The organism is Mesorhizobium sp. B2-6-2, from assembly GCF_006440615.1.
In the GTDB taxonomy this organism is placed as follows: Bacteria; Pseudomonadota; Alphaproteobacteria; order Rhizobiales; family Rhizobiaceae; genus Mesorhizobium.
Genome location: NZ_VFUG01000029.1, coordinates 1 through 24,258, shown reverse-complemented (window position 1 = coordinate 24,258; position 24,258 = coordinate 1). Strand labels below are relative to the sequence as shown.

Annotated in this window: 23 protein-coding genes and 3 pseudogenes; 11 read left to right on the top strand and 15 right to left on the bottom strand. The window is 59.4% G+C overall.

What is annotated here, in order from left to right; all coding sequences use genetic code 11:
• Window positions 1-178: 178 nt before the first annotated feature.
• From nadC to FJ419_RS29550, 4 genes are all read right to left on the bottom strand, one after another.
• Window positions 179-1,057, bottom strand: a complete 879-nt coding sequence (gene nadC / locus FJ419_RS29565) for a carboxylating nicotinate-nucleotide diphosphorylase (RefSeq protein WP_064993298.1) — start codon at window positions 1,055-1,057, stop codon at window positions 179-181.
• Window positions 1,054-2,601, bottom strand: a complete 1,548-nt coding sequence (locus FJ419_RS29560; RefSeq protein ID WP_064993297.1) for an L-aspartate oxidase — start codon at window positions 2,599-2,601, stop codon at window positions 1,054-1,056. The genes nadC and FJ419_RS29560 overlap by 4 nt, the downstream gene beginning before the upstream one ends.
• Window positions 2,598-3,572, bottom strand: a complete 975-nt coding sequence (gene nadA, locus FJ419_RS29555) for a quinolinate synthase NadA (RefSeq protein ID WP_064993296.1) — start codon at window positions 3,570-3,572, stop codon at window positions 2,598-2,600. The genes FJ419_RS29560 and nadA overlap by 4 nt, the downstream gene beginning before the upstream one ends.
• 64 nt (window positions 3,573-3,636) lie before the next feature.
• Entirely contained in the window at window positions 3,637-4,599 is a 963-nt protein-coding gene (locus tag FJ419_RS29550; RefSeq protein WP_064993295.1) for a hypothetical protein, read from the bottom strand.
• A 173-nt stretch (window positions 4,600-4,772) separates the two neighbouring features.
• Here FJ419_RS29550 and panB point away from each other — a divergent pair, with 173 nt between their 5' ends.
• From panB to FJ419_RS29530, 4 genes are all read left to right on the top strand, one after another.
• The gene (gene panB, locus FJ419_RS29545; RefSeq protein ID WP_064993294.1) at window positions 4,773-5,609 is read left to right on the top strand and encodes a 3-methyl-2-oxobutanoate hydroxymethyltransferase; all 837 of its coding nucleotides are present in this window, start codon (window positions 4,773-4,775) and stop codon (window positions 5,607-5,609) included.
• Window positions 5,606-6,469: a pantoate--beta-alanine ligase gene (gene panC / locus FJ419_RS29540; RefSeq protein ID WP_064993293.1), complete on the top strand. Its 864-nt coding sequence runs from the start codon at window positions 5,606-5,608 to the stop codon at window positions 6,467-6,469. The genes panB and panC overlap by 4 nt, the downstream gene beginning before the upstream one ends.
• A 159-nt stretch (window positions 6,470-6,628) precedes the next feature.
• Window positions 6,629-7,354, top strand: a complete 726-nt coding sequence (locus FJ419_RS29535) for a LuxR family transcriptional regulator (protein ID WP_064993292.1) — start codon at window positions 6,629-6,631, stop codon at window positions 7,352-7,354.
• Window positions 7,355-7,448: 94 nt separating this feature from the next.
• Entirely contained in the window at window positions 7,449-8,084 is a 636-nt protein-coding gene (locus tag FJ419_RS29530) for an acyl-homoserine-lactone synthase (protein WP_064993291.1), read from the top strand.
• 557 nt (window positions 8,085-8,641) lie between these two features.
• Here the strand turns inward: FJ419_RS29530 and FJ419_RS31345 are convergent.
• The 6 genes and pseudogenes from FJ419_RS31345 to FJ419_RS29495 form a co-directional block, all read right to left on the bottom strand.
• Window positions 8,642-9,865: a hypothetical protein gene (locus FJ419_RS31345; protein WP_224655955.1), complete on the bottom strand. Its 1,224-nt coding sequence runs from the start codon at window positions 9,863-9,865 to the stop codon at window positions 8,642-8,644.
• A 657-nt stretch (window positions 9,866-10,522) separates the two neighbouring features.
• The gene (locus tag FJ419_RS29515; protein WP_064993289.1) at window positions 10,523-11,332 is read right to left on the bottom strand and encodes a galactosyl transferase; all 810 of its coding nucleotides are present in this window, start codon (window positions 11,330-11,332) and stop codon (window positions 10,523-10,525) included.
• Window positions 11,329-12,341, bottom strand: a pseudogene (locus tag FJ419_RS29510) (polysaccharide pyruvyl transferase family protein). Before FJ419_RS29510 ends, FJ419_RS29515 begins: the two are co-directional and overlap by 4 nt.
• Before the next feature lie 32 nt (window positions 12,342-12,373).
• Window positions 12,374-12,796: a hypothetical protein gene (locus FJ419_RS29505; RefSeq protein WP_224713362.1), complete on the bottom strand. Its 423-nt coding sequence runs from the start codon at window positions 12,794-12,796 to the stop codon at window positions 12,374-12,376.
• A gap of 405 nt (window positions 12,797-13,201) precedes the next feature.
• Window positions 13,202-13,383, bottom strand: a pseudogene (locus FJ419_RS29500) (polysaccharide pyruvyl transferase family protein); the annotation flags it as partial.
• Window positions 13,380-14,345: pseudogene (locus FJ419_RS29495) on the bottom strand (glycosyltransferase family A protein). The pseudogenes FJ419_RS29500 and FJ419_RS29495, both read right to left, overlap by 4 nt.
• Before the next feature lie 522 nt (window positions 14,346-14,867).
• Here FJ419_RS29495 and FJ419_RS29490 point away from each other — a divergent pair.
• Window positions 14,868-15,122: a helix-turn-helix transcriptional regulator gene (locus FJ419_RS29490; protein ID WP_064993353.1), complete on the top strand. Its 255-nt coding sequence runs from the start codon at window positions 14,868-14,870 to the stop codon at window positions 15,120-15,122.
• Between the two features lie 209 nt (window positions 15,123-15,331).
• Here FJ419_RS29490 and FJ419_RS29485 read toward each other — a convergent pair whose 3' ends face one another.
• Window positions 15,332-15,721 (bottom strand): hypothetical protein, encoded by a 390-nt coding sequence (locus FJ419_RS29485; RefSeq protein WP_064993287.1) that lies wholly within the window; start codon window positions 15,719-15,721, stop codon window positions 15,332-15,334.
• Window positions 15,722-16,173: 452 nt separating this feature from the next.
• Here FJ419_RS29485 and queC point away from each other — a divergent pair, with 452 nt between their 5' ends.
• Genes queC through queE form a run of 3 tightly spaced genes read left to right on the top strand, consistent with a single transcriptional unit; the run spans window position 16,174 to window position 17,959 of the window.
• Entirely contained in the window at window positions 16,174-16,872 is a 699-nt protein-coding gene (queC, locus tag FJ419_RS29480; protein ID WP_064993286.1) for a 7-cyano-7-deazaguanine synthase QueC, read from the top strand.
• Window positions 16,872-17,228, top strand: coding sequence for a 6-carboxytetrahydropterin synthase QueD (gene queD / locus FJ419_RS29475; protein ID WP_013533306.1), 357 nt, complete (start codon window positions 16,872-16,874; stop codon window positions 17,226-17,228). The genes queC and queD overlap by 1 nt, the downstream gene beginning before the upstream one ends.
• On the top strand, window positions 17,225-17,959 hold the full coding sequence (queE, locus tag FJ419_RS29470) for a 7-carboxy-7-deazaguanine synthase QueE (RefSeq protein WP_064993285.1): 735 nt from the start codon (window positions 17,225-17,227) through the stop codon (window positions 17,957-17,959). The genes queD and queE overlap by 4 nt, the downstream gene beginning before the upstream one ends.
• Window positions 17,960-18,399: 440 nt before the next feature.
• Here queE and FJ419_RS29465 read toward each other — a convergent pair whose 3' ends face one another.
• Window positions 18,400-18,636 (bottom strand): DUF2188 domain-containing protein, encoded by a 237-nt coding sequence (locus FJ419_RS29465; protein WP_086081356.1) that lies wholly within the window; start codon window positions 18,634-18,636, stop codon window positions 18,400-18,402.
• A 246-nt stretch (window positions 18,637-18,882) separates the two neighbouring features.
• Between FJ419_RS29465 and FJ419_RS29460 the strand changes: the two genes are divergently transcribed.
• Window positions 18,883-19,416, top strand: coding sequence for a hypothetical protein (locus tag FJ419_RS29460; protein ID WP_064993284.1), 534 nt, complete (start codon window positions 18,883-18,885; stop codon window positions 19,414-19,416).
• 523 nt (window positions 19,417-19,939) lie between these two features.
• On the opposite strand, the gene FJ419_RS29455 is transcribed toward FJ419_RS29460, so the two are convergent.
• The 3 genes from FJ419_RS29455 to FJ419_RS29445 are packed head-to-tail and all read right to left on the bottom strand — an operon-like array spanning window position 19,940 to window position 21,076.
• Window positions 19,940-20,485: a hypothetical protein gene (locus tag FJ419_RS29455; protein WP_086081355.1), complete on the bottom strand. Its 546-nt coding sequence runs from the start codon at window positions 20,483-20,485 to the stop codon at window positions 19,940-19,942.
• 22 nt (window positions 20,486-20,507) lie between these two features.
• Window positions 20,508-20,753, bottom strand: a complete 246-nt coding sequence (locus FJ419_RS29450; protein WP_084015674.1) for a DUF2188 domain-containing protein — start codon at window positions 20,751-20,753, stop codon at window positions 20,508-20,510.
• Window positions 20,754-20,809: 56 nt separating this feature from the next.
• Entirely contained in the window at window positions 20,810-21,076 is a 267-nt protein-coding gene (locus tag FJ419_RS29445; protein ID WP_064993282.1) for a DUF3892 domain-containing protein, read from the bottom strand.
• Window positions 21,077-22,189: 1,113 nt separating this feature from the next.
• Here FJ419_RS29445 and FJ419_RS31600 point away from each other — a divergent pair.
• Both FJ419_RS31600 and FJ419_RS29425 read left to right on the top strand, forming a co-directional pair.
• Entirely contained in the window at window positions 22,190-22,975 is a 786-nt protein-coding gene (locus tag FJ419_RS31600) for a thermonuclease family protein (RefSeq protein WP_176479564.1), read from the top strand.
• Window positions 22,976-23,304: 329 nt separating this feature from the next.
• On the top strand, window positions 23,305-24,258 hold a 954-nt coding region (locus FJ419_RS29425), incomplete at its 3' end, for an RNA-directed DNA polymerase (RefSeq protein WP_140700728.1).

The following is a 24,258-nucleotide window of genomic DNA, read 5'->3' as shown; positions in this document are numbered from 1 at the left end:
TATTGCCGATCAGCGAGCGCACTCACCAGTCCGTCGAGTGGGAGCCCCTTCCGATTGGCTCGTCGGTGGGCGCAATATTGGGATCCGGAAGTAATGAAGGGTGAGCCGCATGAAGCGTGCTCTTTCGCGCCTTTTGGTGCGCGCAGCCCGAGCACGTTGCTCCCCATTGTGTTTCCCGTTAGTTCAAATGAGTGCTGATGTTCCCGCGAGTTGGCATGTCCAGGCCGATGTCGAGAATGGGCGCGCTGTGTGTCAGCCATCCGACCGAGATGAGATCAACACCCGTCGCAGCAATCGCCGGTGCCATTTTCGGTGTCACCCGGCCGGAAGCCTCCGTGACGGCGCGGCCCCCAACCATTGCCACGGCGCGGGCAAGGTCCTCAACCGACATGTTGTCGAGCAACACCGCGTCGACCCCCAGCGTGAGCGCTGTATCGAGCTGCTCGAGGGTCTCGACCTCGACCTCGATCTTCACCATGTGCCCCGCGGCAGCGCGCGCCCGCTCTATTGTCGTGCGAATGTCGCCGGCGATCGCGATGTGGTTGTCCTTGATCAGGAAGGCGTCGTCGAGCCCGAAGCGGTGATTGGCGCCGCCGCCGACGCGTACCGCATATTTCTCCAGCGCGCGCAGGCCGGGCGTCGTCTTTCGCGTGCACACGATCCTCGCCTTGTGGCCACGCACGGCTTCGACCATCGCTGCCGTGGCAGTGGCAATGCCGCTTAGATGACACAGAAAATTGAGCGCCGTGCGCTCGGCGGTGAGCAGGCCCCGCGCCGGTCCGCACAGCATGGCGATGATTTCGCCCCCCGCGACATCGCTGCCGTCAACTCTCCAGATTTGCATGTCGATCGCAGGTTCGACGAGCATGAAGGCGAAGGCGGCCAGATCGAGCCCGGCAACGATCCCCGTTTGTCGCGACTTCAGCACCAACGTGGCGGTGCGATCGCGCGGGATCACGGCCTCGCTGGTCAGATCGCCGCATCTGCCCAGGTCTTCGAGAAGAGCACCGCGCACGATCGGTTCGATCAGGGTTGAGGGAAGCGGTGAGAATTTCATGTCAGGGTACTCCGCATCGGCGCTCGCCAGCTGAGTGCGACGGCGGTCTGTATTGCGCTGCGCAGTGTCAGTCGTGACTGGCGCGCATCTGCATCGCGTCCGGCGAAATCGGAACGATAGTGCGAGCCGCGGCTCTCTTCGCGCCGCAGAGCCGCAATGGCGATCATCAGCGCGACCATGGCGGGGTCAGACGCCGCGCTGTCGTGAGCTGCAACCGGCAACAGGGTAGCCACCCCGTCGCGTAGCGTCTCGCCGTCGCGGACGATGCCGAGCGCGGCGGAGACGATTGGACGGATGCCGGAGGCGTCCGGCCGTTGAGGCACGAATGCCGAACACACGCGTGGTCGCCGGGTGTGTGATGCGTCGGCGACGCTTTCAGCAACCCAGCTCGCCGTCACCACTGCTTCGATAAGCGAGTTGCTGGCGAGCCGGTTCGCGCCGTGCAGACCCGTGCAAGCGACCTCGCCGCATGCCCACAGTCCCTCGATGGAGCTGCGGCCCGCAGCGTCTACTGCAACACCGCCCATGTGATAATGTGCGGCCGGGCGCACCGGGATCAGGTCGGTCGCCGGATCGATGCCGGCCTGGCGGCACAAATCGGCGATCGCCGGAAAGCGCTTGTCAAATCTGGGACCCAGACATTGCCTGGCGTCAAGAAACACACGGCGTCCGAGAGCGAGTTGGCGCCAAACCGCGCGCGCAACCACGTCGCGAGGCGCAAGCTCGCCCCCTGGGGTATCACCCAGGAAACGCTCTCCCTGCTCGTCGACGAGCACAGCACCCTCGCCACGCACCGCCTCGCTCACCAGCGGCATCGGCCGCCGCGGGCCCTCGAGGGCGGTCGGGTGGAATTGCACGAATTCCAGGTCGGCGAACTCCGCCCCGGCACAAGCGGCGAGCGCGAGCCCCTGTCCACATGAGCCAGGCGGGTTTGTCGTCTCGCTGAACAAGGCGCCGATGCCGCCGGTCGCCAGCACCGCGCGGCGCGTTGGCAAGGCGATTGCGCCCGTGCACCCGGCCGCGACCACGGCGATGATCGCCCCGTCTTCCACGACAAGCCGGCGGGCCTCGACGTTTTCCAGGACAGTGATGGAGGCTGTGCGCCGTGCTGCCGCGACCAGCGCGCGCACCAGTTCGCGACCGGTGGCATCGCCCGCCGCATGCACGATCCGCCGCTGCGAGTGCGCCGCCTCGAGCCCCAGCCGCAAGGCGCCATCAGCGCGTCGGTCGAATGCGACTCCAAACCGCTCTAGAGTCCTGATCGCTTCAGGTGCAGCTCGGACCACTCGCCGCACCGTTGCCTCGTCGCAGAGGCCGTCGCCGGCCGCCAGGGTGTCACAAAGATGAAGTTCGGGACTGTCTTCGCCGCCGACACTTGCAGCAAGACCGCCTTGGGCGAGCTCGCTGCAGGCTCCGGTTCCCAGCCCCGCATTAGATAGAAGCACAACCGGTTCCGGCGCCAGATGGAGCGCGGTCATCAGGCCTGCCAAACCAGAGCCGATGATCACCGGTGCCCCGCCAATGTCATGAACGTCGAGGCTCATATGGAAAGCATTCGCTCGACTGAGTGGCGCGCGCGCTCTGCAATCCCGGCGGCGATCCGAACCTCATGCCGGTTCTCTTCGAGCGCGGCGCGGATGTTGGCCAAGGTGATGCGCTTCATGTGCGGGCAGAGATTGCAAGGGCGGATGAACTCGATTTCGGGATGCGCGACCGCGACATTGTCGCTCATCGAACATTCGGTCAGCAGGACGACGCGCGCTGGTTTCTCCCGCTCGACATAATCCAACATGGCCGCAGTCGAGCCGGAGAATTCCGCTTGTGTGACAATCTCGGGCGGGCATTCTGGATGGGCGAGCACGATGACCCCAGGATGTGCATCGCGCAATTCCCGGATGTCGGTCGACGTGAAGCGCTCATGCACTTCGCAGTGGCCCTTCCAGGCGATGATCTCGACATCCGTGTCCGCCGCAACGTTTATCGCCAGGTATTGATCGGGCACCATGATCACGCGCGGCACGCCGAGAGATTCCACCACCGCGCGGGCATTGCCCGAGGTGCAGCAGATGTCCGACTCCGCTTTTACCGCTGCCGAAGTGTTGACGTAGGTGACAACCGGGACCCCCGGATAGCGCTGCCGTAGCTGCCGCACGTCCTCTGCCGTGATGGATTCGGCCAGCGAGCAACCGGCGCGGAGGTCCGGAATGAGGACCATCTTGTTAGGATTGAGCAGCTTGGCCGTCTCGGCCATGAAATGCACGCCGGCAACCACGATGACCTGCGCCTCGACCGTGGCCGCCTTGCGGGCCAGTGCGAGGCTGTCGCCGACGATGTCGGCCACGCAATGGAAGATCTCCGGCGTTTGGTAGTTGTGCGCAAGGATGACCGCGTTTCGATCGCGCTTCAGCGCAAGGATGGCTTCAAGGTCGTCGGTAAACGCCGGCCATTCGACTGGCGGAATCACCCGCCGGACGCGCTCGTACAGGGACGCAGCCGTAGGTAACGCCCCAGTCATCAGCGCCTCCGCTTATATTCGATCTGACAATAAGGGGAATATGTCTACCTTGACTATAAGTATGTCAAGCCCGCGCGAGCGGCAATTTTGTCCCGGCCCCAGCCCTGTCGTCGAGGACGGCATGCCGGAACCGATAGAGCTTTGCCGGTCGCCCGCCCGTCTCGAGGGAGGTCTCGCCAGTTTCCTCGACCAACTCTTGCTGCTCAACAAGCCTGCGGAAATTCGGCTTGTTGATGAGCCTCCCGGCGAGGGCCTCCACGGTCCGCTGCAGCTGAAGCAGCGTGAAGGACGGCCTCATGAGCTCGAAAACCACCGGCCGGTATTTGATCTTGGAGCGTAGCCGCGCAATGCCCGTCGCCAGGATTCGTCGATGGTCAGCGACCATTGCCTTGCCAGATGTCACCGCAGGCGTTGCGTCCCGCCCGCGGCCAGCCTCTTCGATCAGGGCAGATTCATAGAGCAACTCATAACGCTGTAGGGTGAGTTCCTCATTCCAATTGCGGTGGTCGAAACCGAAGGCAATCGCGGCGCGCTGCAGGCGTTCGCGTCGCGTGGTGGCGTCGCTGGCGCCCTCAGCCCACTCACTCAGGCGTGGTCGTAAGATATCGAGCACCACCGGCGTGCCGGAGCGATGATCTTCCCAGGGCAAATACTCGTACCAACTGCGCCACCCACAACTAGCGGAGCCCGCTGCCTGTTCCTTGCGAGTGAGTGCGAGATAGCTGATTGAGATGGCGCGTTCCTGGGGCTCGGCACCTATGCGGTCCCGATCGGCGAAGGTGTAGAGCTGCTCGATATAGCCGAGCGGGTGGCCGGTCTGTTGCTCGACCCAACCCCTCAGACCTGATTGCAGCGATCGATGCTCCAGCGCATAGGGGCCGGACGGAAGGGTATCCGCGTTCCCGATGGTGAGAAGACAGGGATCACTGTCAGTTACGGCGACGACAACGGCGATCAGGTCCACTTTTGCTTCGTCGGCCTTGACCGCGGCTCTGCCTTTTCTGGTTCCTTTTGCCTGATGGTTCATGTTCGCGAAGGTGAGTTGTTCCCGAATTCGGGGTTATCAATCGATTGAATTTAAGCGTTGCTGCACGAACGTCAACACCGCACAGCTGGACGATCTTTTTTGCACTTCGCACTCGCACAAAAATATGCCAAACGCGACACCCGCGGGGGGTAACGCTAGGGAAGGATGCATCGTTGAGTGCAACGGGTGAGACAAAGGCGATCACACCGCCGGATATCAGCGCGCGGAAAGGCCAGGCTCCACTCGTCTGCCTGACGGCATACACCACGCCGATAGCCAGATTGGTTGATCCACACTGCGACGTCGTTCTCGTTGGCGACAGCGTTGGCATGGTATTGCACGGCCTCTCATCGACGCTGGGCGTCACTCTCGACATGATGATCATGCACGGCCAGGCGGTGCGCCGCGGTCTGGTGCGATCATTGATGGTCGTTGACCTGCCATTCGGCTCCTATGAAGAGAGCCCCGTGCAGGCCTTCGGCAACGCTGCGCGCCTGATGGCGCAGACCGGTTGTGCGGCTGTGAAGCTCGAAGGCGGTGAGAAAATGGCCGAGACCATCCGCTTCCTCTGCGCCCGCGGCATCCCTGTCATGGCGCATGTCGGTTTAACGCCTCAGGCGGTCAATACGCTCGGTGGCTACCGCGTCCAGGGGCGGGGAGAAGATGCCGAGCGCATCAGGCGCGATGCCAATGCGGTTACGGAGGCCGGCGCATTCTCCGTGGTGCTGGAGAAGGTGCCCGAACCCCTCGCAAAACGCATCACTGCGGAGATCGCCGTCCCCACCATCGGCATCGGCGCCTCACTCGCCTGCGACGGCCAGATTCTGGTGAGCGACGATATGCTCGGGCTTTTCAGCTCCTTCCGGCCGAAATTCGTCAAGCGCTACGCCGAACTTGGCGAACAGGCCGATGCAGCGATTGCGGCTTATGCCGCTGACGTCAGGAGACGGTGCTTTCCGGCGGCGGAACATCTCTACACACACGAGGCGAGGGCCGGAGACGTCACATGAGCGTGCCGATCGTTCGAAGCACTGCCGAGCTCCGCGCTGTTACCGCGCGATGGCGTCGCTCAGGCGCCAAGGTCGCCCTTGTACCGACCATGGGGGCCTTGCATGAAGGTCATCTCAGTCTCGTGCGTGCTGCGCTTCAGAAGGCCGATCGGGTAGTCGTGACGCTGTTCGTCAACCCCAAGCAATTCAACAGTGCCACCGATCTTGATGCCTATCCTCGCACGGAAAACCAAGATGCTGCAAGGCTTGCGCCGCTCGGCGTGCATTTGCTCTATCTGCCGGATGCAGAAGAGATGTATCCGCCAGGCTTCGCCACGAGCATTTCGGTGTCCGGCATCAGCGAGGGCCTGTGCGGCAGCTTTCGGCCGGGCCATTTCGACGGCGTGGCGACAGTCGTTTCCAAGCTCTTCCTGCAGACCGGCGCTGACTTGGCCTGTTTTGGCGAAAAGGACTTTCAGCAGCTTCAGCTGGTCAGGCGCATGGTCGGCGACCTGGACATTCCAATCACCATCCTGGCCTGTCCGACAATCCGCGAAGCCGACGGTCTTGCACTGTCCTCGCGCAATCTTCGGCTCTCGCCAGCACAGCGCGCCATTGCCCCAAAGTTGGCAGCGGTCTTGCTGGGGGTGGCCGATCGGCTTGCGCGCGGCGCTCCTGTCCTTCCCACTCTTGCGGAAGCGCGCGCAGCAATCCTGGCTGCCGGCTATCGCGAAGTCGAGTACCTGGAACTTCGCCGCGAGGCAGATCTGCAACCGCTGACGAGCCTTGACCAACCGGCACGCTTGCTTGTCGCGGCATGGCTAGGCGACATACGGCTTATCGACAACATAGGAATGTCACCAATTGGTGCAACAAATTAGAGGCTCGCGGCGCTGCATCGCCGCACAACAGGCTCATTGACCAGGAGCAGAGCAATGCCCGCGATTAAGCCGACCAGCTCGCAAACGTCGAATGGATCGCCAATCATTTAGACGAAGGTCTGCGCCGAGCAACGGCACGGAGGTTTATGCAAAGCGCAGATGCATCGCGTGTTTGAAAATTTCCTCGAGCAACTCTCCGAAAGCGTCGATGCTGTCGATCTGTGTGAGACAATGGCGTCTGCCGCAGCCGCGTTAGACTTTCCGCTCTTTGCCTATTTCAGTTGCCCGTCAGCTTCCGGCCGGAAGCCGCGCTTGATTTCGAATTATCCCCCATCCTGGACATCGCGCTATATGCAATTGCGCTACCACAGGCATGATCCGGTGATCCTGCGCGGGCTTCAAGGCTGGGACACCTTTGATTGGGGTGTGGATTTAGCTCGGCAACATCTCCCGGCTTCACAGCAACGGATTCTGGAAGAAGCAGCTCGATTTGGCATTCGTTCCGGGTTGACCATGTCGATACATGACCATCGCGGCCGCTTTGCTGCGCTGACCTTGGCTTCCGACCAGCCCCGTCCGCCTCTCTTGCGGTCACTGACACGGTACGAGCAAGCATTGCAGCTGGTCGCGATCAGCTTTCATATATTTGCCCGGCGCAGGCTCGCCGAAGATTGCGTGGTCAATGGCGTAATCCTGACCCCGCGAGAATTCGAATGCTTGAAATGGGCGGCGGACGGCAAGTCGGCCTGGGATATCAGCCAGATTCTCAGCGTCTCGAAACGAACCGTGACCTTCCATCTGGAAAACGCCAAGGCAAAACTTGGCGTGCGAACCATCAACCAAGCCGTAGCACGGCTGGCTTCTTCCCGACATTCGAGATCCTGATTCCTTTCTGCGGATACCTGTAAAGGTCTACAGGCTGCATGATTGTCGGCTTTGCTCTTCGATGGCGGGACCACATCCTGCACGGAGGCGACAAATGATGCAGCTAATCACACCTGAGCTCTACGATGAGTTTTCAAGCGAGCTCAAAGAAATGTACGGACTGAGGCATCGCGTTTTCAAGGAAAGGCTGGATTGGGATGTTCAGACCGAAGAGGAACTGGAAACAGACGCATATGACGGGCTGAGGCCCGTCTATCTCCTTCTCAAAGGATCCGACTGGCGCATTCGCGGTTGCGTCCGTTTTTTGCCGACGACGGGACCGACAATGTTGCGCGACACGTTTCCGATGCTGCTTGGCGAGACCGCGGCGCCAGCGAGTGCCCGCATTTGGGAGAGCAGTCGTTTCGCACTCGATCTCCCTGCATCAACGCCCAAGGCTGGAGGGCTGGCCCAAGCAACCTACGAGCTATTCGCGGGCATGATCGAATTCGGCTTGTCGAACGAACTCACTCGGATCGTGACAGTGACCGATACGCGCATGGAACGGATCCTGCGTCTTGCAACTTGGCCGTTGGCGCGCATCGGGCATCCCAAGGCGGTGGGCAACACGGAGGCGGTCGCCGGCTTTCTCGAGGTTTCGCACGCTAGCCTCATGCGCATCCGCTGGAGGGGACGTTTGAACGGACCTGTATTATGGCAGCCGGTTCTCGGCCTGTCGGCATACGCTTAAGATCTTCCCACGCTTGAAGGCGTCATCGCGCTGCCGTTGGCCAAAGGCGTTTCAGAAGCTCACATGAGGCCTCTATCGACGGTCCGGGGGGTCCATATTGCGGCGAAGGCTGGCGGCTCCAGCAAGGGAGCGGTGCGCAACAGGAAGCTGACCTCAATCACCGCCCGCGCGCTTTCCAACGGAGCTACTAAAGGAATCAGCCTTACGGCTTTGATACCTACGTGAAGCGATGCAGCGCGCCACTGCGCGATGACGAGGAGGGGGCATCGCCGGCCGGGCCGGTCAAGCGGCCCGTGAAGGTGGAAAATCTTCTGCCCAGTCCGCGAGCGGACCGAGAAGGTCCCCCACCTTCCGCACCACGCCACTTGACAGTCCCGCCCGCCGCAGTGGGGCGGGCTCTCGCCATCCCCCCGGAAAGACCGGGGAGGCTTCGCTCGAAAGGGCTTTCCCGTCGGGAAACACACACTCAGGACACAGACCATGACCGAACTCGCAAACTTCATCCCCCTCAACGAGGACGGCACCTATCTCGATGGCGTCGTGCGCTGGCGTCTGTGCTAATCGAAACCACGTTCTTCCACAGGTGCAATCTTGCTTCTGTGAAATAAAATCACCTCGTACGAGCTTCCATATTCCGTCTTCACTCCATCCAAGCCGTATCTCTGCGCCAAGGGAGCCCATGCGCCTAGTTCATCGGGGAACACTTGATTACCCTGCTCGTCCATGACCGCTAATTTCAGGGGCTCTTTCGCCTCGACAACAAAGTACTTTCCAGAACTACCTGCATAGCCGCGTGCCGTGTTTACATCGTTTTCTGAGGTCATCCAAATTGCGTCGCCCGTGTGCCCGCTTTGCCCGCGACCGCCCCACACCCCATCCCTGTTAGCGTGGTTGAACTTTGTTCCCGCCGGAAGTTCTTCCATCTTCTTCCTCTCCCAACCAACTGAGGCTGCCTGATCTATGTGGTGAACGGTTTGTCCCTTGCCCTTAGCCGAAACCTGACTACTCGGTACGAGGACGATCACGGTCGCAGCAAGGATCATCCCCTTCCAGAAAGACGGGGGATGCACTCGATGAATCGGGATGGCCGCGGTGGCGGTCTCTTTCGGTGAGGATCTCATGTAAGGATTTCCTTGTGCTCGTTTGTGAATTGTCCGCCATCGCATCCATTTCGCGATCGTCAAGTCGAATGGAGTTGCCGTCAGGTCTGATGACCCGGCGGCGGTCTTCGCTGGCGGGTATGCCATGAGCGCGGCGAAGATCAGGCCGCCGGCCAGTTGTATCCAGTCAATGCTGGCGCCTGAAATAGCGATAGCAGGTTCCTGCGGCACCGGGCTGGCGGCCGGCCAAGCCAGTCCATCCGTAAAGCTCTGAGTAGCGGCAAGTTCCTTATGCAGATCAACCCGCTTGGGCCATTCGGGGTCATGCAGGCAGGCGAAATTCACGATCGAAGAGGCCTCGGGCATTCGGAAGGCAAGTGCATGTGACAGATGACGTATCCCGAGATAATTCACGCGTGCGACAATGTCCCGATCCAGCGTGCCCGAGACGCCTGCGGCATTGACGAGGCCGTCGATGCGTTCGGGGAACTGGGTAAGCGCTGCATCAATTTCTTCGGGAGAATCCTGATCGATGCGAAAGAACGCGTCCAGCATCACGACGGGATCCTCCAGATCGACTCCAATAAGACGCACGCCTTCGCACCGGGCGAGACGGGCGACTTCGGCGCCGACCCCGGAGCAGACACCGGTTACGACAACGGTTTTACCGGCAAGCTTCAACGGCTTCTCCATCTTTTCGCAAAGGACGGCGCTCTCGAATGTCTGATCAGGTCGCGGCGTCCTTGACCGCCGACGCCGATTGGTTGAACTCCTCGATGCCGCCTCAGACTCCCGGGCGTGCCGTTGCCCGACTCGGACGTTTCGTGCCTCAGCGATTGAAGCAGCGATACGGGCCGATGCACCGCAGGTGCTGTCGCTTATGTCGGTTCGGGTACGATCGACAAAACTGATTCTATGCATGGTGTTCATCCATACCGTAGATGCAAAGCGCCCGTCGGCTTGGACGGTTCAAGCGCAAAAGCCATGCCAACTGACAGAGCGCTTCGGCCTGGCTTGCTAAGGTATGGTTTGGCGCAGCCGGTGCCACCGAGAGACCTTCGGCCCTCGATCGCGAATGCGATACCCTCCTTTGCGGATGTCAGAAGCTGGAGAATAGAGTCCCCGCCTAATGGCCGCTCATGCTGAAGCGGTGGCCAAGATTCTCCTGAATTGCCCCTGACCGATAGTGAGTCGATTCCCTTACCTGGGCTGACAATGGGTTACGCAATTCAGGCCAGGCAACCAATCAGGCATGTCGAACTCGCGCGTTAAGGCCGTAGAGCGCAGCCGCAAACGCCAATATTGCTCAAGCCCTGCTACAACTTTGCAGCCGCCCGTCTATTCCGGTCGTCCGAAGAACTCTTTCCTGTGGCGAGCTGACAACAGACGCAACCCGGCGAGATTTCTCGCGACACGGAAGGGGCGCTTCAGAGCGCTTCTGCTTACGAAATACATCTGCATGAGGCTCGGAGTCTTATTGTGCGACCCCTGGTGTGCAACACGGTACACAGCGGCCCGGAACGGGAGGCAATTCAAGGGAGTTCCGCGCTTGGCCAGAGCTGGTGCTATACGGACGTGGCTGCCAAGCGTATCTTTGATCCATTCGATGGGGGCATCTTCGATTTTTGCCGGCAGCCCGTACAGATCCGAACGAATGATCAGCGATGTTCCGCAATAGTGACTGAACTGGTCACGACAGAGCAGAACATTGCCGCCATCGTCCCAGCGATACCCCTTGTCAATCCTCCAGCCGTTTTCGTTCGGATGCTTAGAAGCATACTGCACGATACGAGAGCTTACCAAATCGTCGTCGTCAACGATCATGAAGAAGCGGCTGCCAGCGGCATTGAGCATGCCGGCAAGAACACGGCGGCCTTTGTCGGCGCGGAATGAATCCAGAAAGTCGTTCTCAGTTGCATCGCCTCGCTCATGAATGTCGTTCGGTGGAAAGCTCACCCGGACCACCGAGAACTTATCGGGCATGACAGGAAGATCGGCCCCGTCATTGGCAACCACTATGCCTCGCCAATCGGGGTTGGTTTGATTGGCAATGGATGTGACGGTTTGGGCGAGGTTCCTCTTCAGGAGGCCCCAATCACGCGCGTTATCCTGATGCCTGACAGGAACAATGAACGTTACGGCAGTCATGACAGTCTCCAGTCTTTGACTGTGCCAACCGCCTGTTCTCTTGCCCATCTAATGCCGTCGTCATTCGACATTGCCTTGTAGGATAGATCGGTACCCCCTGAAAAAGCGTTCATGAACCGGCGAATTTTTCCGTAGTTGTTGTCCAGCACCGCGTGGGGGCGCCCTATGAGAATCGAACAGATGTGCACATGCAGGCGATCCGTAAGGATGGCCTTGCCACGGGAAATCTGCCGGATGCCGCGTCGAAAGCGGTTGTTGGCCGCGGCATTCAGTTTGCGCAACCGCACTTCTGAGGGGCTGAGGTGCAGCAACGCAGATGCCGCACCGAGCGCTTTTGCAACGCCCACCCTCGAGTGGCGCTCGGTGATCCAGTCCTCCCTTGGGATATGGGGATAGACAGAGAAATCGACCGCTCCGACCTGCTCCTTGTCCTGGCGAAGCATCGCGAGCACCGGGAAGCGGGGCGCATCAGGCTGCACACTGCCGATGCAAAAAGCCATGTCGGGGCAGAGATGCACCTGGCAATCGAACTTTTCCCGGGCGAACAGAAGGGATTCCTCGTCGCGCACCAGCAGCACGAAGTTCTTATGTCGGCCAATGGCGCGTCTGCTTTGCTCAAGCCGTTCCGGAGAGCTGTAATGGATCGATTGCGGAAACTGGACGATCTGCCGGTCGGGAAACAACTCCAGTATATGTTCCCGGAAGTCCTGGTGAGATACCCATAAGTCGCCGAAATTGCCGCCCCCATGGATAAATATGGGCCCACTCGGAGCCGTCCCCTTGAGTTCATCATGGGAAAAATCGTCCGTCGTGCAGACATAGGAAGGCCGCTTTGCGTAACGATCCTTCAAATAGGCAATCCCAGCCATATTGCCGAGTCGCCACAGTTCTTGATGTCGGGAAAATCCAGTATCGCTATCGGCTCATCGGGCCTGACGAACATCTTTAGGCAATCATGCGTTATGTCCTGCAGCGCAGCAATCAGTTCTAGTTCCTGAGCACCTGGCATCGTACCTCTCTTTTGAATTGACGAGCTGGAGATCACGCGTGGCTGACTTTGGACAGCACCTTGAAAGCGAGCTTTCTCACTTCGGTTTCCGGCCCATCCGGACGGCCCATAACGATCCAGAGAAAGAGACTGAAACCGCAATAGAGAGTTCCGCCGAGGCAGATGAGGACGGCGAGTTGGAGAACCAAGCCGGTCTGCGTGGTCTGAGCGCCAATGCAATGATCGGCGAGCGTTACACCTGCGGCCAGAACGGCCGAGCTGGCGAGCGCCCTGAAATTCGCCAACAACTGCGCCCTGACCGAGACATTGATGAGCCGCTCCACCACCACCATGTTGACGACAGCGCTGAACAGACCGGTGAGCACCCGGCTGAATATCAGCCCCGGAAGCCCCCAGCACCCCAAACCGATCGAAATCACCGGTATGCGGACAAGAAGCATCTGTGTATCACGCACGAACAGGGTCCGGGTCTGCCCCAGGCTGCAGCCCCATTCTGTCGGTGTCCTCTATGCCCAACTGCTCGGCACCGCGCCTGTCTCGCCATGGATGCGATCAAAGCTTCCTCGCGCTAGAACGGCGTGACTTGCGTGGGACCCGCCAACGCACCTCTCGCCAAGTCTCAGCACCACGGAGTTCCGGAATTTCCGGCCCGAGTCGCTGCTCGCGGACTTTGTCATCGCGTGTCTTCAATCGCGCGACCTCGTCTGGCCGCGAGCAGCACGCCACGCTGATTTTCGACATTTGCTGGAGCGTCCCGTTGCTTAAAGATAATCTTTGCGGATTCCGTTCAGCACCTCACCAAAGCGACTTTTCAAGCCGTCGAGCGAGCCATCGGGACTAAGCTGCGGTTCCCCGCGGCTGCTTCCCACAACCAGCTTGTGCACACCGCGCGGAAGCAGGCCCGAATTCAGGACCGTGCCGACGCCCACGAGCATTGTTTGTTGGTGCACCTCCCGGAATCCAGGCAACAGAAAGTCCCATAGCCAGAGATTGAGGTCGTCACCAAATTGCCGTGGCTCGATTCCCAATGATATGGAGTCATTTCGCCTCCGCAAACTTAGCTGTCCCGAGTTCCCTCAGTGTCAGCAGCAACTCAGGGTCACGCCACGCCCAACGCGCGAGCAGGCCGACGTTTGGCACTTTGCCGCGACGAAGAAGTCCGGCCTGGCTCCAAAGCGCCTGGCGACGCGCTCTGCCCTTGGAGGGTGGCGATTGACTCAACTTCCTCTGGCCGTCAGGCAAAGCAAGCTTCGAGCGCGTCGAGCGCTGCCCAGGTGTTGAATTGCTGCTGCAGGAAGCGGCGCGATGTGCGGTCGATGCGGTGAAAGATATTGACGCCCAAGCCGCGCACGACGCCCGGATCACCGCAGAGCAGGCTGCGCCGAGAGGCGAGGATTGTATCGCAGAAGAAAAGCACGTCCTCTGCGGCGCGCCGAAGAGTGGCGTCGAAACGGATTTTTTTGAAGATGGTACGGCCGATCACCATTCCAGAAAGATGGAGAAAGCTCCAGTCCTTCAGCATTGCGCTTGCAAGGTCAGGAACTTCGATGACAAGCGGCTGCTCCCCCAATCGAATCACCCGTCCGCCCCTGCAAGTTCGGATATTGCGAGGTGGTAATAGAACTCTTCGCTCGCTTGAATTGAGGCCCAGTAACAGTCCCCTCCGAAGCACAACATGCTCTCAAAAGCGTTGTGCAGATGATGTGGCAGCCAGGTGTCGTCTGAATCGAGGAAAGCGACGAGACGCGTCGAAGGCGAAACGTTCTCAAGCCCGGTGTTGCGAGCGCCACCAGGGCCGGCGTTGGCCTGCCTTATGACCGTGATGCGCGACCTCTGATCGGCGTCAAGCGCTTCCAGCTCGACCTCAGCCGGAAGAGGGGACTCATCGTCGATAACCAGAACCTCAAAGCCCGTATAAGTCTGCTCAAATACGCTCTGTAGCGAACGGCGAAGAATCCCCGCTTTTTTCTGATAAAAAGGGATGACGATTGTGAAAGAGGCCAATTCTCATCCATGCCTTCGGGAGGTCTGTGCGAGGCCCGAGTAACGCATTCGGCAATGGTTGGCCAAAGTGATTGTATGGATGATGATCATCCATGGCGTGGATAGGCCGTCTGCGGCGAGCGTGGCGTCATCTATGGCACCAATCAGCTCGGGTCTCGGGCGCACTCTCGTTTGCCCGTTCCCGTTGGCCCGGGGCGGCTGCTTCGACATGGCTAGCAGGCCAGCAGGAACACCGAATCCAGGGTTGAGCAAGCCGAACTACTGCCCCGGAACGTCGGCGGTGATCAGCCCCACTGGGTGGCGCGGGCATGGTCGGCGCAGTCGATCAGACCATGTTGCGGCGGTCAGTTTGTTACGACTTGATCGGACCCGGTTGAGCCACCATATACCGCCTCCGGCCGCTGGTCTTAGGTGCCTCATGCACCAGACCTCCAGGCTGAATTGAGTCAATTCATTTGACTGTCCGGGTCCAGAGGAACTCTCCCGAGGTGCCGGGCATCTTTGCTCTTCTTCGAGGTGTTTATGAAAGATTCACGCATTCCCGAGCCGGTGTTGACGGCCATGTCGGCGGGGACCCACATCACCCGTGCTTATCGTGAGCACCTTGGATATTCCGTCGAGGACCTGGCAGTGGCGTGCGGGCTTGCCGCTGAGGAAATCCTGAACATTGAGTCCGGTCTGAGATACAACAAGGGTTATAGGGACCGGATCGCAAAATCGCTGTCCCTACCCGCCGGAATTCTTGAGACGGAGGCGGACATATTGGACGCTGCCTGATCGGTGGAAGGCCGGTTTCCCGTTGGTTGCCGGGAAACAGGTCTCTCGTTTTCGCATTGTTGGAACCCAGCGTTTGCGCCACAGGTCCGTTTGCCCAGGATATCACCAACGCGAGCAGCAGGTGCCATACGCGCCCGGAGAGCCTAGCTCGGGCGCCGCTCGCGGCGCGTTCGGGGGGAATGCAGGATCACACATGCATTCCAGTCACGCTAACTGCCAAGCAGATGACCGGCATTTCGTAGGGCGGCGAGGAAGGGGCCGGCATGGACGGTGATATCGATCTTTGCCTGCGTTGAGAGGGGCATGCTTGTCCAGTTCTCCAAAGGCGCCATCAGATCTGAGAACGTGTCATTCACCATGCAATAGTGGGTAAGAAGGCCCTGCCTGTCCAACGCGACCACGCCAGTTTGTTCGCCTCGATACCGGATTGCCGCGATTCGCTGCACCTGCGGGTCATCGTCGACCCGCACGTCGAAAACCAATGTACCCTGGCTCCTCGCGGCTATCTCCGCGGCTCTTTCGCTGAAACTTGATGAGAGAGAGCGGACGCTTTCGACCGCCATCTGGAAAATCGCCCAATCCAGTTCCTGCGAGGCCATGTCGGCAATTGCGCGTAGTAGAGGGGTGATTGCAACGACGCATGCGGCTTGTTCACAGATGTCGGCTGACGACCGATCCTAACCGGGGTTCTGCCGCCCATCGTGCTGTCCGATTCGGACTGATGCTGAAGCGAGGGGGCACGCCCACTGAACTACCTCTCGGCACCACGCTCACTCCCTTGCTCTTGTTAGGCAGCGCGTGGCCTCCGCAGCCTCCGCTCTCCCACGAGTACGGGAATTCTTCCCAAGCCATATCGCGAGGCTTCGCATTTGTGATTCTAAGCGTATGCCCGGGTTTGAACATTGACCTAAGGAGGCTGCGCGGTGTCGCGACCCAGCCGCACCCTCGGCGAGTCAGCGCCACAGGGTTCACAAAGTTGACTGGCTGGGCTAGGGGGAGCGCAGAGAAATCTCCGGTCGCAGCCTTACCCGGTCAAAACAAGGATACCACGATGAAGACTCTCGTCATCTGCTCCGGCGGATTGGACTCCGTTTCCCTTGCCCACAAAGTGGCAGCGGAGCACGAACTTGTCGGGCTGCTGTCCTTCGACTACGGCCAGCGGCACAGCAAAGAACTGAAATTCGCCGCGATGTGCGCGCAGCGATTGGACATTGCGCATCAGATCATCGACATCCGCCAAATCGGCCGCGGCCTTTGCGGCTCCGCGCTCACCGATGGTGTCGACGTGCCGGACGGCCACTACGCCGAAGACACCATGAAGATCACGGTGGTGCCGAACCGAAACGCCATCATGCTGGCCATCGCCTTCGGACTCGCCGCCGCGCAGCAGCTCGAAGCAGTGGGGATGGCCGCTCACGGCGGAGACCATTTCATCTATCCAGACTGCCGTCCGGCCTTCATCGAGGCTTTCCAGACGATGCAGAACCGAGCGCTCGACGGAGACGCGCAGATCCGTCTTTATACGCCTTATGTGAACCTCACCAAGGCGGACATCGTCGGCGATGGAGCAAGGCACGGGACCCCATTTGCGCAGACCTGGTCCTGCTACAAGGGCGGCGAACGTCACTGCGGACGGTGCGGGACCTGCGTCGAGCGGCGCGAAGCGTTTCATCTGGCGCAGCACGCCGACCCGACCGACTATGAGGACACCGATTTCTGGCTTGAGGCGCTGCGGAGGCGGAGCGCCTGATGTTCCGCATTACCAAGGAATTCCACTTCTCGGCCTCGCATCAGCTCACCTCCTTGCCACCCGAGCACCAGTGCGCGCGACTGCACGGGCATAACTACATCGTCGTAGTGGAGCTCTCGGCCAAGGAGCTGAACTCGCACGGCTTTGTGCGCGACTATCACGATCTGGCGCCGCTCAAACACTATATCGACGAGAGCTTGGACCACCGGCACCTCAACGACGCGCTCGCGCATGAGCAGGTCACAGCGGAATACCTGGCCAGGCATTTCTATGAATGGTGCAAGGCACGGCTGCCGGAAACCGCCGCCGTGAGGGTGAGCGAAACCCCTAAAACCTGGGCGGAGTACCGGCCGTGACCGACACGCGGCCCGCAATCCGGGTCAGCGAGATATTCGGGCCGACGATCCAGGGCGAGGGCGTGCTCATCGGTTTGCCGACCGTCTTCATCAGAACCGGCGGGTGTGACTACCGCTGTTCCTGGTGCGACAGCCTCCATGCGGTTGACAACCAATTCCGCGATGAATGGAAGATGATGCCAGTGGACGCGGTGTGGCAAAACGTGGTTGCGCTTTCCGGCGCCCGGCCAGTTATGGTGTCCCTGTCGGGCGGCAACCCCGCCATTCAGCCCTTCGGCGGCCTGATCGAGCGGGGCCATGCTGAAGGTTACCGCTTCGCGCTGGAAACCCAAGCTTCGGTGGCCAAGGACTGGTTTGCCGAGCTTGACGTACTGGTCCTCAGCCCAAAGCCGCCGTCGAGCGAAATGAGGACCGATTGGGTTGCATTCGAGGCTTGCATCGAAGCGGCGCGGGAGAAGCCGCAAGTCGTGCTCAAGCTCGTCGTTTTCGACGAGAGTGACTACGCCTTCGCCAAAGACGCCGCCGCCCGATTTCCACGTCTCCCGGTCTATCTGCAACCCGGCAATCACACGCCACCGCGCCGTGGCGAGGAAGACGCAGCTGTCGACCTTGCCGGAATCATGAGGCGCATGGAGTGGCTGATCGAAAAGGTGACGCGAGACAGATGGTTCGAAGCCCGCGTATTGCCGCAGCTGCATGTTCTGCTCTGGGGTAACAAGAGGGCCGTCTAGGTCTCGCTCGCCGGTGTGGGAACTGCACCAATCTTATCCTCGGCCAGAATCTGGCGCCGTCAGCGCCGGACGGAACTAGAGCCCGTGCGCCTGTCGCGCCGCTGCTATGGCTTGGGTAAGCCCCCTCACGCCGACGTCAGCACCTTCTGGACCGCAGAAGGTGAACACCGGGCCTCTTTGGCTGCCTCACAGACCGTCCCTCGGCCTTCAGGGCCTTGATCAGGTCATGGTCTAGCGTCACCGGCCTGCCGGTCTTCCACGGCTCGCTTCAGCTATTTGACCGGGCCGCCTTGTGAGGCTGACGCGGCGCCAATCTTTACGGGCCTCTACGATGCGGCAGGCAACAAGGTCTACCGCTTAGTTGAGCGTCGGCCAGTTGGCTTTGTTTGGCGCACCCAGAGGTTGACCACTTTGTGCTACGCAAGCTCTGACGCCGCAACTTAACCTTTGGTTTTTCGTGGGTCTGCACCGTAGGTGCGTTCCTCGCGAATTGTTCCCTTTGCCTTGTGCAAAACCGCTTGGGCGAGGCCGCCAGCCTTATGAACAGCGCGACCTGCGGCCGTTGCGGCGGCCTCAGATGCTTTCTGGGTCTTGTGATCGGATACGGTGTTTCCGCCTTGCGTCACCTTCCAACCGCTCTTTGACGGCGACGAGTGAAATACAGTTCGTTTTGCCATTCGCATACTCCCATAGATGAACCGGCAAGCGCCGGAGTTTCGCGTGCGTAAACGTACGCACGCCAGAGCCGACTGCGGTGGAGTTATTTGTGGAAGACTAGTGTAAGAGGTTACTTCTTAGGTGGCTTGGGCGGTGGCGGCGGCGCAGGCTTGGGTGGCGGTGGCGGAGAAGGTCTGGGGGCCTCGTGCCTAACACCTTTGCGTTCTCCCGGCGGTTTCTCAGGTTGAAATTCGAAAGATGGAATCATGGCTTCCTCACTTAGTTCTCGCCTCGAAAAGGCAGACAACGATACGCTAAAGGAAATCTTGCGGGAAGCTGAGAGCCGACTTGATGCACAACTAACAATGGCTTTGGCAGCAGATTTGAGGGCGATGACGTTGCTCGGTTTCATGGTTGCGGTTGTCGCCGTAGTCGTCGCTGGCACGCTTGCTATCTATAAGTCCGAACACGTCGACATCTTCTTTGGTGCCGTTGGACTATTTGCGACGTTTGGGATGTCGGTTTCATCCTTTTACGCTTTTGAGGCGGCCAAGCCGATAGACTTTGATGCTGTGGGCAATTATCCCTCCGGCTGGGCATCTGATGCAGAAAGTGGGAAGCCGCTCCACATCGCCCTAGCTGAAGTCTGCGCCCATTACGATGAGATGCTGAAATCCAACAAGGCTGCCATGAAGAGCAGTAGCGAACACTTGCTGTGGTCCTCGCAAGTCGCACTAGGAACGATGTTTGTGTCCGCCTTTTTGGTGGCATGTCGTATCTTGCACCTGTTTCCCTACTGAAGGAGGGGAGGGCTGGGTACGATCTTGATGAACTAGATGCGACGAGAAGCGCGCAAGACCTAATCCGAAAGTTATGTTTGGAAAGGTAGGATCTGGCCCACGGTGTAGGGTGGTCGGATATCTAGGGCCGATGGTCCTAAGGACCGGTGGTGGCTGCAAAAAGCGTTGAGCAATTGCGGCTTTCCGGGACGCTTGCCAAGAATCCGGATACGTCAATCACTTCGAGCCGCCCGACGATCGGCCGATCGGTGAGCCATACGAATGGCTGTCGGCGCCAGGGCAAGCGGCCTGGAAAGAGATGGCGCCGACTTTGCTGCGGTATTGCCGCCGCGGGATTGTCGGTCTTACCGCGCTACTAGTTGGGAAAATGCGCAGCGGAGATCTGGGTGTTGCGGGCCTGAGAGCGCTCAACCAATGCCTGGGCTCACTTGGAGCCACGCCGGCGTCGTTCCCAAAGGTAGGTTGGGCGCCGCCTTCGGATGACCACGACGATTCTGCAGCCGAGTACTTTCGATAGGCGCGTTCAAGGGAGAATGTTCGGCGGCTCAACGTCAACGCAGCCATAGGCGCGGTCCGTCGCCAAGCCGCCTTCCTGCCTATATTCTGCCTTGAAGCAAAAGCGAAATGACTTCGGCTTCACGTCAGTTCTCCACCCACATCTAAAGGGTATGACCAGTTCATGCGGCACAGCGTTCATCCCGCATCCCTTCACACGGTGCGGGATTGCAAATTTCTTTGTTCGCCCGCCTTGTTTGACTGCCTCGATGATAGACCCAATCACACCGGTCAGGTCGTCATGATCGGTAAACACGATTACATCGTCCGGGTATTGAAACGACAACTCATGGACAAGCAACGCTCGTCTGTTGTGGTTCAGAATCTCGAATTTTAGGCTAGCCTGCCGTGAATACTCAACATACTCAGCCTGGTAGACGCCAAACGTAGGATTCACCTCACCAAGCACGGCGTCAGCTTGCCGTTTGGCTTGTGCGGCCGACAGCCATGCTAGCAGGGCGGAGATCAAAGAAACAGCGACCGCGACAGCGGCAATCCAATCAGAAGTCACCATGCCGAGGGCTTTCTCTATGCGGCTAACCGGGCGTTTTCTTAGGGTCGCGATCGCGGGGGAACGTTCTCTCCTCTTCATATCCGCCGCGCTTTTTCTCAATCCGGACAGAGCCGCCATCTTTCCCAATCGCGCTGGATAGAACGCCGCCAGCGGTGGCATCCGCTTTAGTTTCGAACCGCTTAGTAGCGCGGTCGGCACCATCTTTATGCAGTTTCCAGTCCTGTTTTTTCTTGTCAAACGACAGAGTGTATGTCGGCAGTTTGGTCATAGGATAATCTCCGAGAAGAAAGTGATGGCGGGCCGAAACCCGCCATCGTTAGAGCGTTACGGACACTCAGGAAGCGCCAGCAAATTATCGTTCCACTGGCCATCCGCGTGAGTGCGGACGTATTTCTCGTTGGGGCCATTGACCACAGCGACGTTGGCGCGCTTTCCGCCTACCGATGTGTAGAAAGTATGCGTGCCCGCTTCGATCCATTGGATCACTTGTGATCTCGACCATTTCCCGGTGGAGTTGCCGAGGTTTGTAATAGCCTCGTGCTTGTTCTCACGTGGGACTTTGTTGATGCAAGTTACCTGCACGTCTGCCATTGCAATTGCTCCTTTCGAGCGCTTTGCGGAGCAATTGGGAATGGCAGGGCTTGGGAGGATGTCTGACCATTACGTAGCTCCTGTGGCTTGTCAAAAACGCCTCAGGACGCTAGTTACCGACCTGCTATGGAGCGGACACGCGGTCTTGTTCGTCCACTCGGCACCACAAGACCGTGAGTACGCAACAGACAGAGGCAGACGGCGAATCACCGTCTGCCTCTTTTTTATGCAAAAATGGCATTCCAGTAAATGGCCAGTAACGTTTTGTTAACAATATAGTGACGCTGAGATAGTCAGCTTTGCTGTCGTATCGTCACTACCTCGTGGTCCGCCCAATCCTTTGAACGCGGCGCGCCATCATTTCCTTTTTACAGCAATCCGCAGATGTCAAAATACCCACCGCGCCCGGCGCGATCGACCGCCATGGAGTAAGCAATGGCTGCAAGTAGCGACGACCTGCTAATTAGCATTTCGACCGACCTCTCTACGCTGCAGGCGCGCATCAACGACATGGTCGGTATCGGTGCGAAGGGCCAGCAAGGAGCGGAACGGCGTCCTAGCGGACCAGGGGCGTGAGCTTGAGGCTCTGCGAACGAAATACAGCCCGCTGTTTGCCGCCCAGCAAACATACTTGGGAGTCTCAAAAACATTAAGATGGCGCAGGCGATCGGCGCAATTAGCGCGGATGAGTCCGCAGCTGCCATCGCGCGCGAGAAGGCTTCCTTTGCTGCGAACGTTGTTGCCATCAATACCGTGGCGAGCGCTCACCAAGCGCAATGCGCTCTCCCTTAACGCGTCCGCTGACAACTATCTCTTCTTGCATGCCGAGCTTGGCGTAGCGTTCGCCTTTAACGGTGGGACGGAACCATCGCTCCCGTGGATCGGCCCGTTCTCGGTCGCCAATGCCGTCGCAACCGGCGGCGTCAGCAGCATCGTGCAGGGGCGTTACGGTGCACAATACCAATCCGGCAATTCCGATCATCAAGCAACAGCCGTTCTTCTAGGCCTCCTTGGGCCATGCGCACATGATTTCGGTCCTCTCCCGCGTCCCACATCGGACTTGTATGCTGCACCGGCCGCCCAGTATTGTTGCGAAGGGGCGGGGCCACCGAAATGGAGCCTGAGGACGATCTGAAATCCCGTATCGAGGCTGCATTGGTTCGCGGCCACCTTAGCCAATGGCAGCGCCAGTTCCTCCTCGATATGCGTGACCGATTGGTGAAATACGGCCCGCGCACGCGGTTGAGCGCGAAGCAGTGGGCGAAGCTCTATGAGGCGATAGGACCCGCACATCCAGGCACCTACAAGCCCCCATCGCCGCGTTGGCGACCGCGCCGTTGGCGCAACCCACTCGTTCGGGAGGTTCGATACTTGGCAGGCAGGTTCGTCAGAACCTTTGGGATCGCTCTCGCATTGGTCGTCGGGTCCCTGATCTATTCGTTCGTTGTCAAGGGCGGCCAAATCACTTGGCCAAGCATGCCCTCCTTCGCGAGGTCAGACGCAGCAGGCTACAGGGTGCCACTTGCCAGAACCCAGTTCACCGTAACGGACGGAGATACCATTCGGCTCAACAGTTCCGCGAAGGGGACCCGGCTGGTTGGCTTCAACGCACCCGAAAGCATCGAGCCAAGGTGCGACTCTGAGGGAAACCTCGGGCGTCGAGCGAAGGCACGCCTCAAAGAGTTGGTTGCTGCGGCGAAGCTTGAGCTGAAGATGGTTCCATGTTCCTGCCCGGCAGGCACTGAGGGCACCGACAGGTGCAACTACGGGCGAAGTTGCGGCTCACTCTTTGCCGATGGCCAAGATGTGGGCGACATATTGGTGTCAGAGGGGCTGGCCGTCCCGTTCGCCTGCGGCTCTACAAGCTGTCCGCCAACGCCCCGCCCTTGGTGCGGATAGGATAAGACGCCTTCTCGCACAATGGTGTCCCAGCTCTGGCCCTTCCGCAGCATGTCCATGATCGCCTCGCTACGCTCGGCGTCTTCGGGACGGACCTTCATGTGACCCTCGGCCTTTGCCTTGGCGATCCCCTTGAGCCTGCCTGCGCGTCGGTCGTCATAGTACTTGCGGACAATGGCCGCGAGCATGTCGACCAGCATCCCGTTGATGGCGTCGAACATGGGTCCGGTGAAGGCGTCCTCGGTCTTCAGCATCATGTGCGAGGTCGGCAAGTCCAGCGCACCTTTGGAAACCCATCATTTGGCGTTGGCAATTTTTAGGAAACCCATGTGAATTACCCTGATCTTCCGTATCGTGGGCTCGGGGAGCGTATTTTTGGACAAGCTTCAAGTCATGCTATCGAAGGGCTACTTTCCAAAAGAGCTGCCGCCCCCTTTATAACCGAGGATTTCGGCGAGTATGCGCGGGAATTGTTGGCGATATGGGCCGCGAGCGGCCCGCTGAAGCCCAGCCATGCAAAGCATCAGAAATTTTGGGAGATAAGCGAGACTGAACCCGAACTCTACTCGACGCCAAAAGCGAAGAACGAGCGTCGACAACTGCACATTACAAACCCAGTGCCCCAGCTTCTGCTCGCTTCGGTTATGACAAGGAACTGGGCGACTATATCTCGCTGGCTGGACCGGCAGCGATTTAGCTTCTCCAGAACCATGATCTCATCCAAATCGTACAGGGCGATTGAGGAGCCCGACTTCAAGAGCAACGCGGTGCACAAACAACTCATTCGAGCTACCTACGATGTAGAGGTCAAATCAGACGTTCTTCGCTTCTATCCATCCATATACACCCACTCGGTGCTTTGGGCGGCCTATGGTAAGGAACGGGTCAAGAAAAACCGCAAGAAGTATAACGACAGCTTGGGTGATCGAATCGACGTACTTCTCCGTAAATGTAATCGAGGTCAGTCCGTGGGCATCCCGATAGGGCCCGATACATCCCGTATAGTCGCGGATATTCTCTCAGGCTACATCGACAGCAGACCGATGCTGAGGACCGGTCTTCAGCGCGGCGCAGCCGATCGCCTGCAGGATGATTGGGTAATAGGAACTGAAACTGTTGGTGATGCAGAACGACTGCTTTCTGCGTTACGGACGACCTACCTTGAGGTAGGTTTAGAAATTCACGGAGGAAAGACATCAGTTATCGGTAAGACCGTATGTCCGCTTCTGCCGGTGAGGTGGCTCACCCTACACTGCGCGTCCGAGGGTTGCTCGGGCGGTCCG

Bases quoted from the DNA above. Each gene is read 5' to 3' on its own strand.
- nadC (WP_064993298.1), bottom strand. From the start codon at position 1,057: ATGAAATTCTCACCGCTTCCCTCAACCCTGATCGAACCGATCGTGCGC.
- FJ419_RS29560 (WP_064993297.1), bottom strand. From the start codon at position 2,601: ATGAGCCTCGACGTTCATGACATTGGCGGGGCACCGGTGATCATCGGC.
- nadA (WP_064993296.1), bottom strand. From the start codon at position 3,572: ATGACTGGGGCGTTACCTACGGCTGCGTCCCTGTACGAGCGCGTCCGG.
- FJ419_RS29550 (WP_064993295.1), bottom strand. From the start codon at position 4,599: ATGAACCATCAGGCAAAAGGAACCAGAAAAGGCAGAGCCGCGGTCAAG.
- panC (WP_064993293.1), top strand. From the start codon at position 5,606: ATGAGCGTGCCGATCGTTCGAAGCACTGCCGAGCTCCGCGCTGTTACC.
- FJ419_RS29535 (WP_064993292.1), top strand. From the start codon at position 6,629: ATGCATCGCGTGTTTGAAAATTTCCTCGAGCAACTCTCCGAAAGCGTC.
- FJ419_RS29530 (WP_064993291.1), top strand. From the start codon at position 7,449: ATGATGCAGCTAATCACACCTGAGCTCTACGATGAGTTTTCAAGCGAG.
- FJ419_RS29515 (WP_064993289.1), bottom strand. From the start codon at position 11,332: ATGACTGCCGTAACGTTCATTGTTCCTGTCAGGCATCAGGATAACGCG.
- FJ419_RS29490 (WP_064993353.1), top strand. From the start codon at position 14,868: ATGAAAGATTCACGCATTCCCGAGCCGGTGTTGACGGCCATGTCGGCG.
- FJ419_RS29485 (WP_064993287.1), bottom strand. From the start codon at position 15,721: ATGGCCTCGCAGGAACTGGATTGGGCGATTTTCCAGATGGCGGTCGAA.
- queC (WP_064993286.1), top strand. From the start codon at position 16,174: ATGAAGACTCTCGTCATCTGCTCCGGCGGATTGGACTCCGTTTCCCTT.
- queD (WP_013533306.1), top strand. From the start codon at position 16,872: ATGTTCCGCATTACCAAGGAATTCCACTTCTCGGCCTCGCATCAGCTC.
- FJ419_RS29465 (WP_086081356.1), bottom strand. From the start codon at position 18,636: ATGGCAAAACGAACTGTATTTCACTCGTCGCCGTCAAAGAGCGGTTGG.
- FJ419_RS29460 (WP_064993284.1), top strand. From the start codon at position 18,883: ATGGCTTCCTCACTTAGTTCTCGCCTCGAAAAGGCAGACAACGATACG.
- FJ419_RS29455 (WP_086081355.1), bottom strand. From the start codon at position 20,485: ATGGTGACTTCTGATTGGATTGCCGCTGTCGCGGTCGCTGTTTCTTTG.
- FJ419_RS29450 (WP_084015674.1), bottom strand. From the start codon at position 20,753: ATGACCAAACTGCCGACATACACTCTGTCGTTTGACAAGAAAAAACAG.
- FJ419_RS29445 (WP_064993282.1), bottom strand. From the start codon at position 21,076: ATGGCAGACGTGCAGGTAACTTGCATCAACAAAGTCCCACGTGAGAAC.
- FJ419_RS31600 (WP_176479564.1), top strand. From the start codon at position 22,190: ATGGAGCCTGAGGACGATCTGAAATCCCGTATCGAGGCTGCATTGGTT.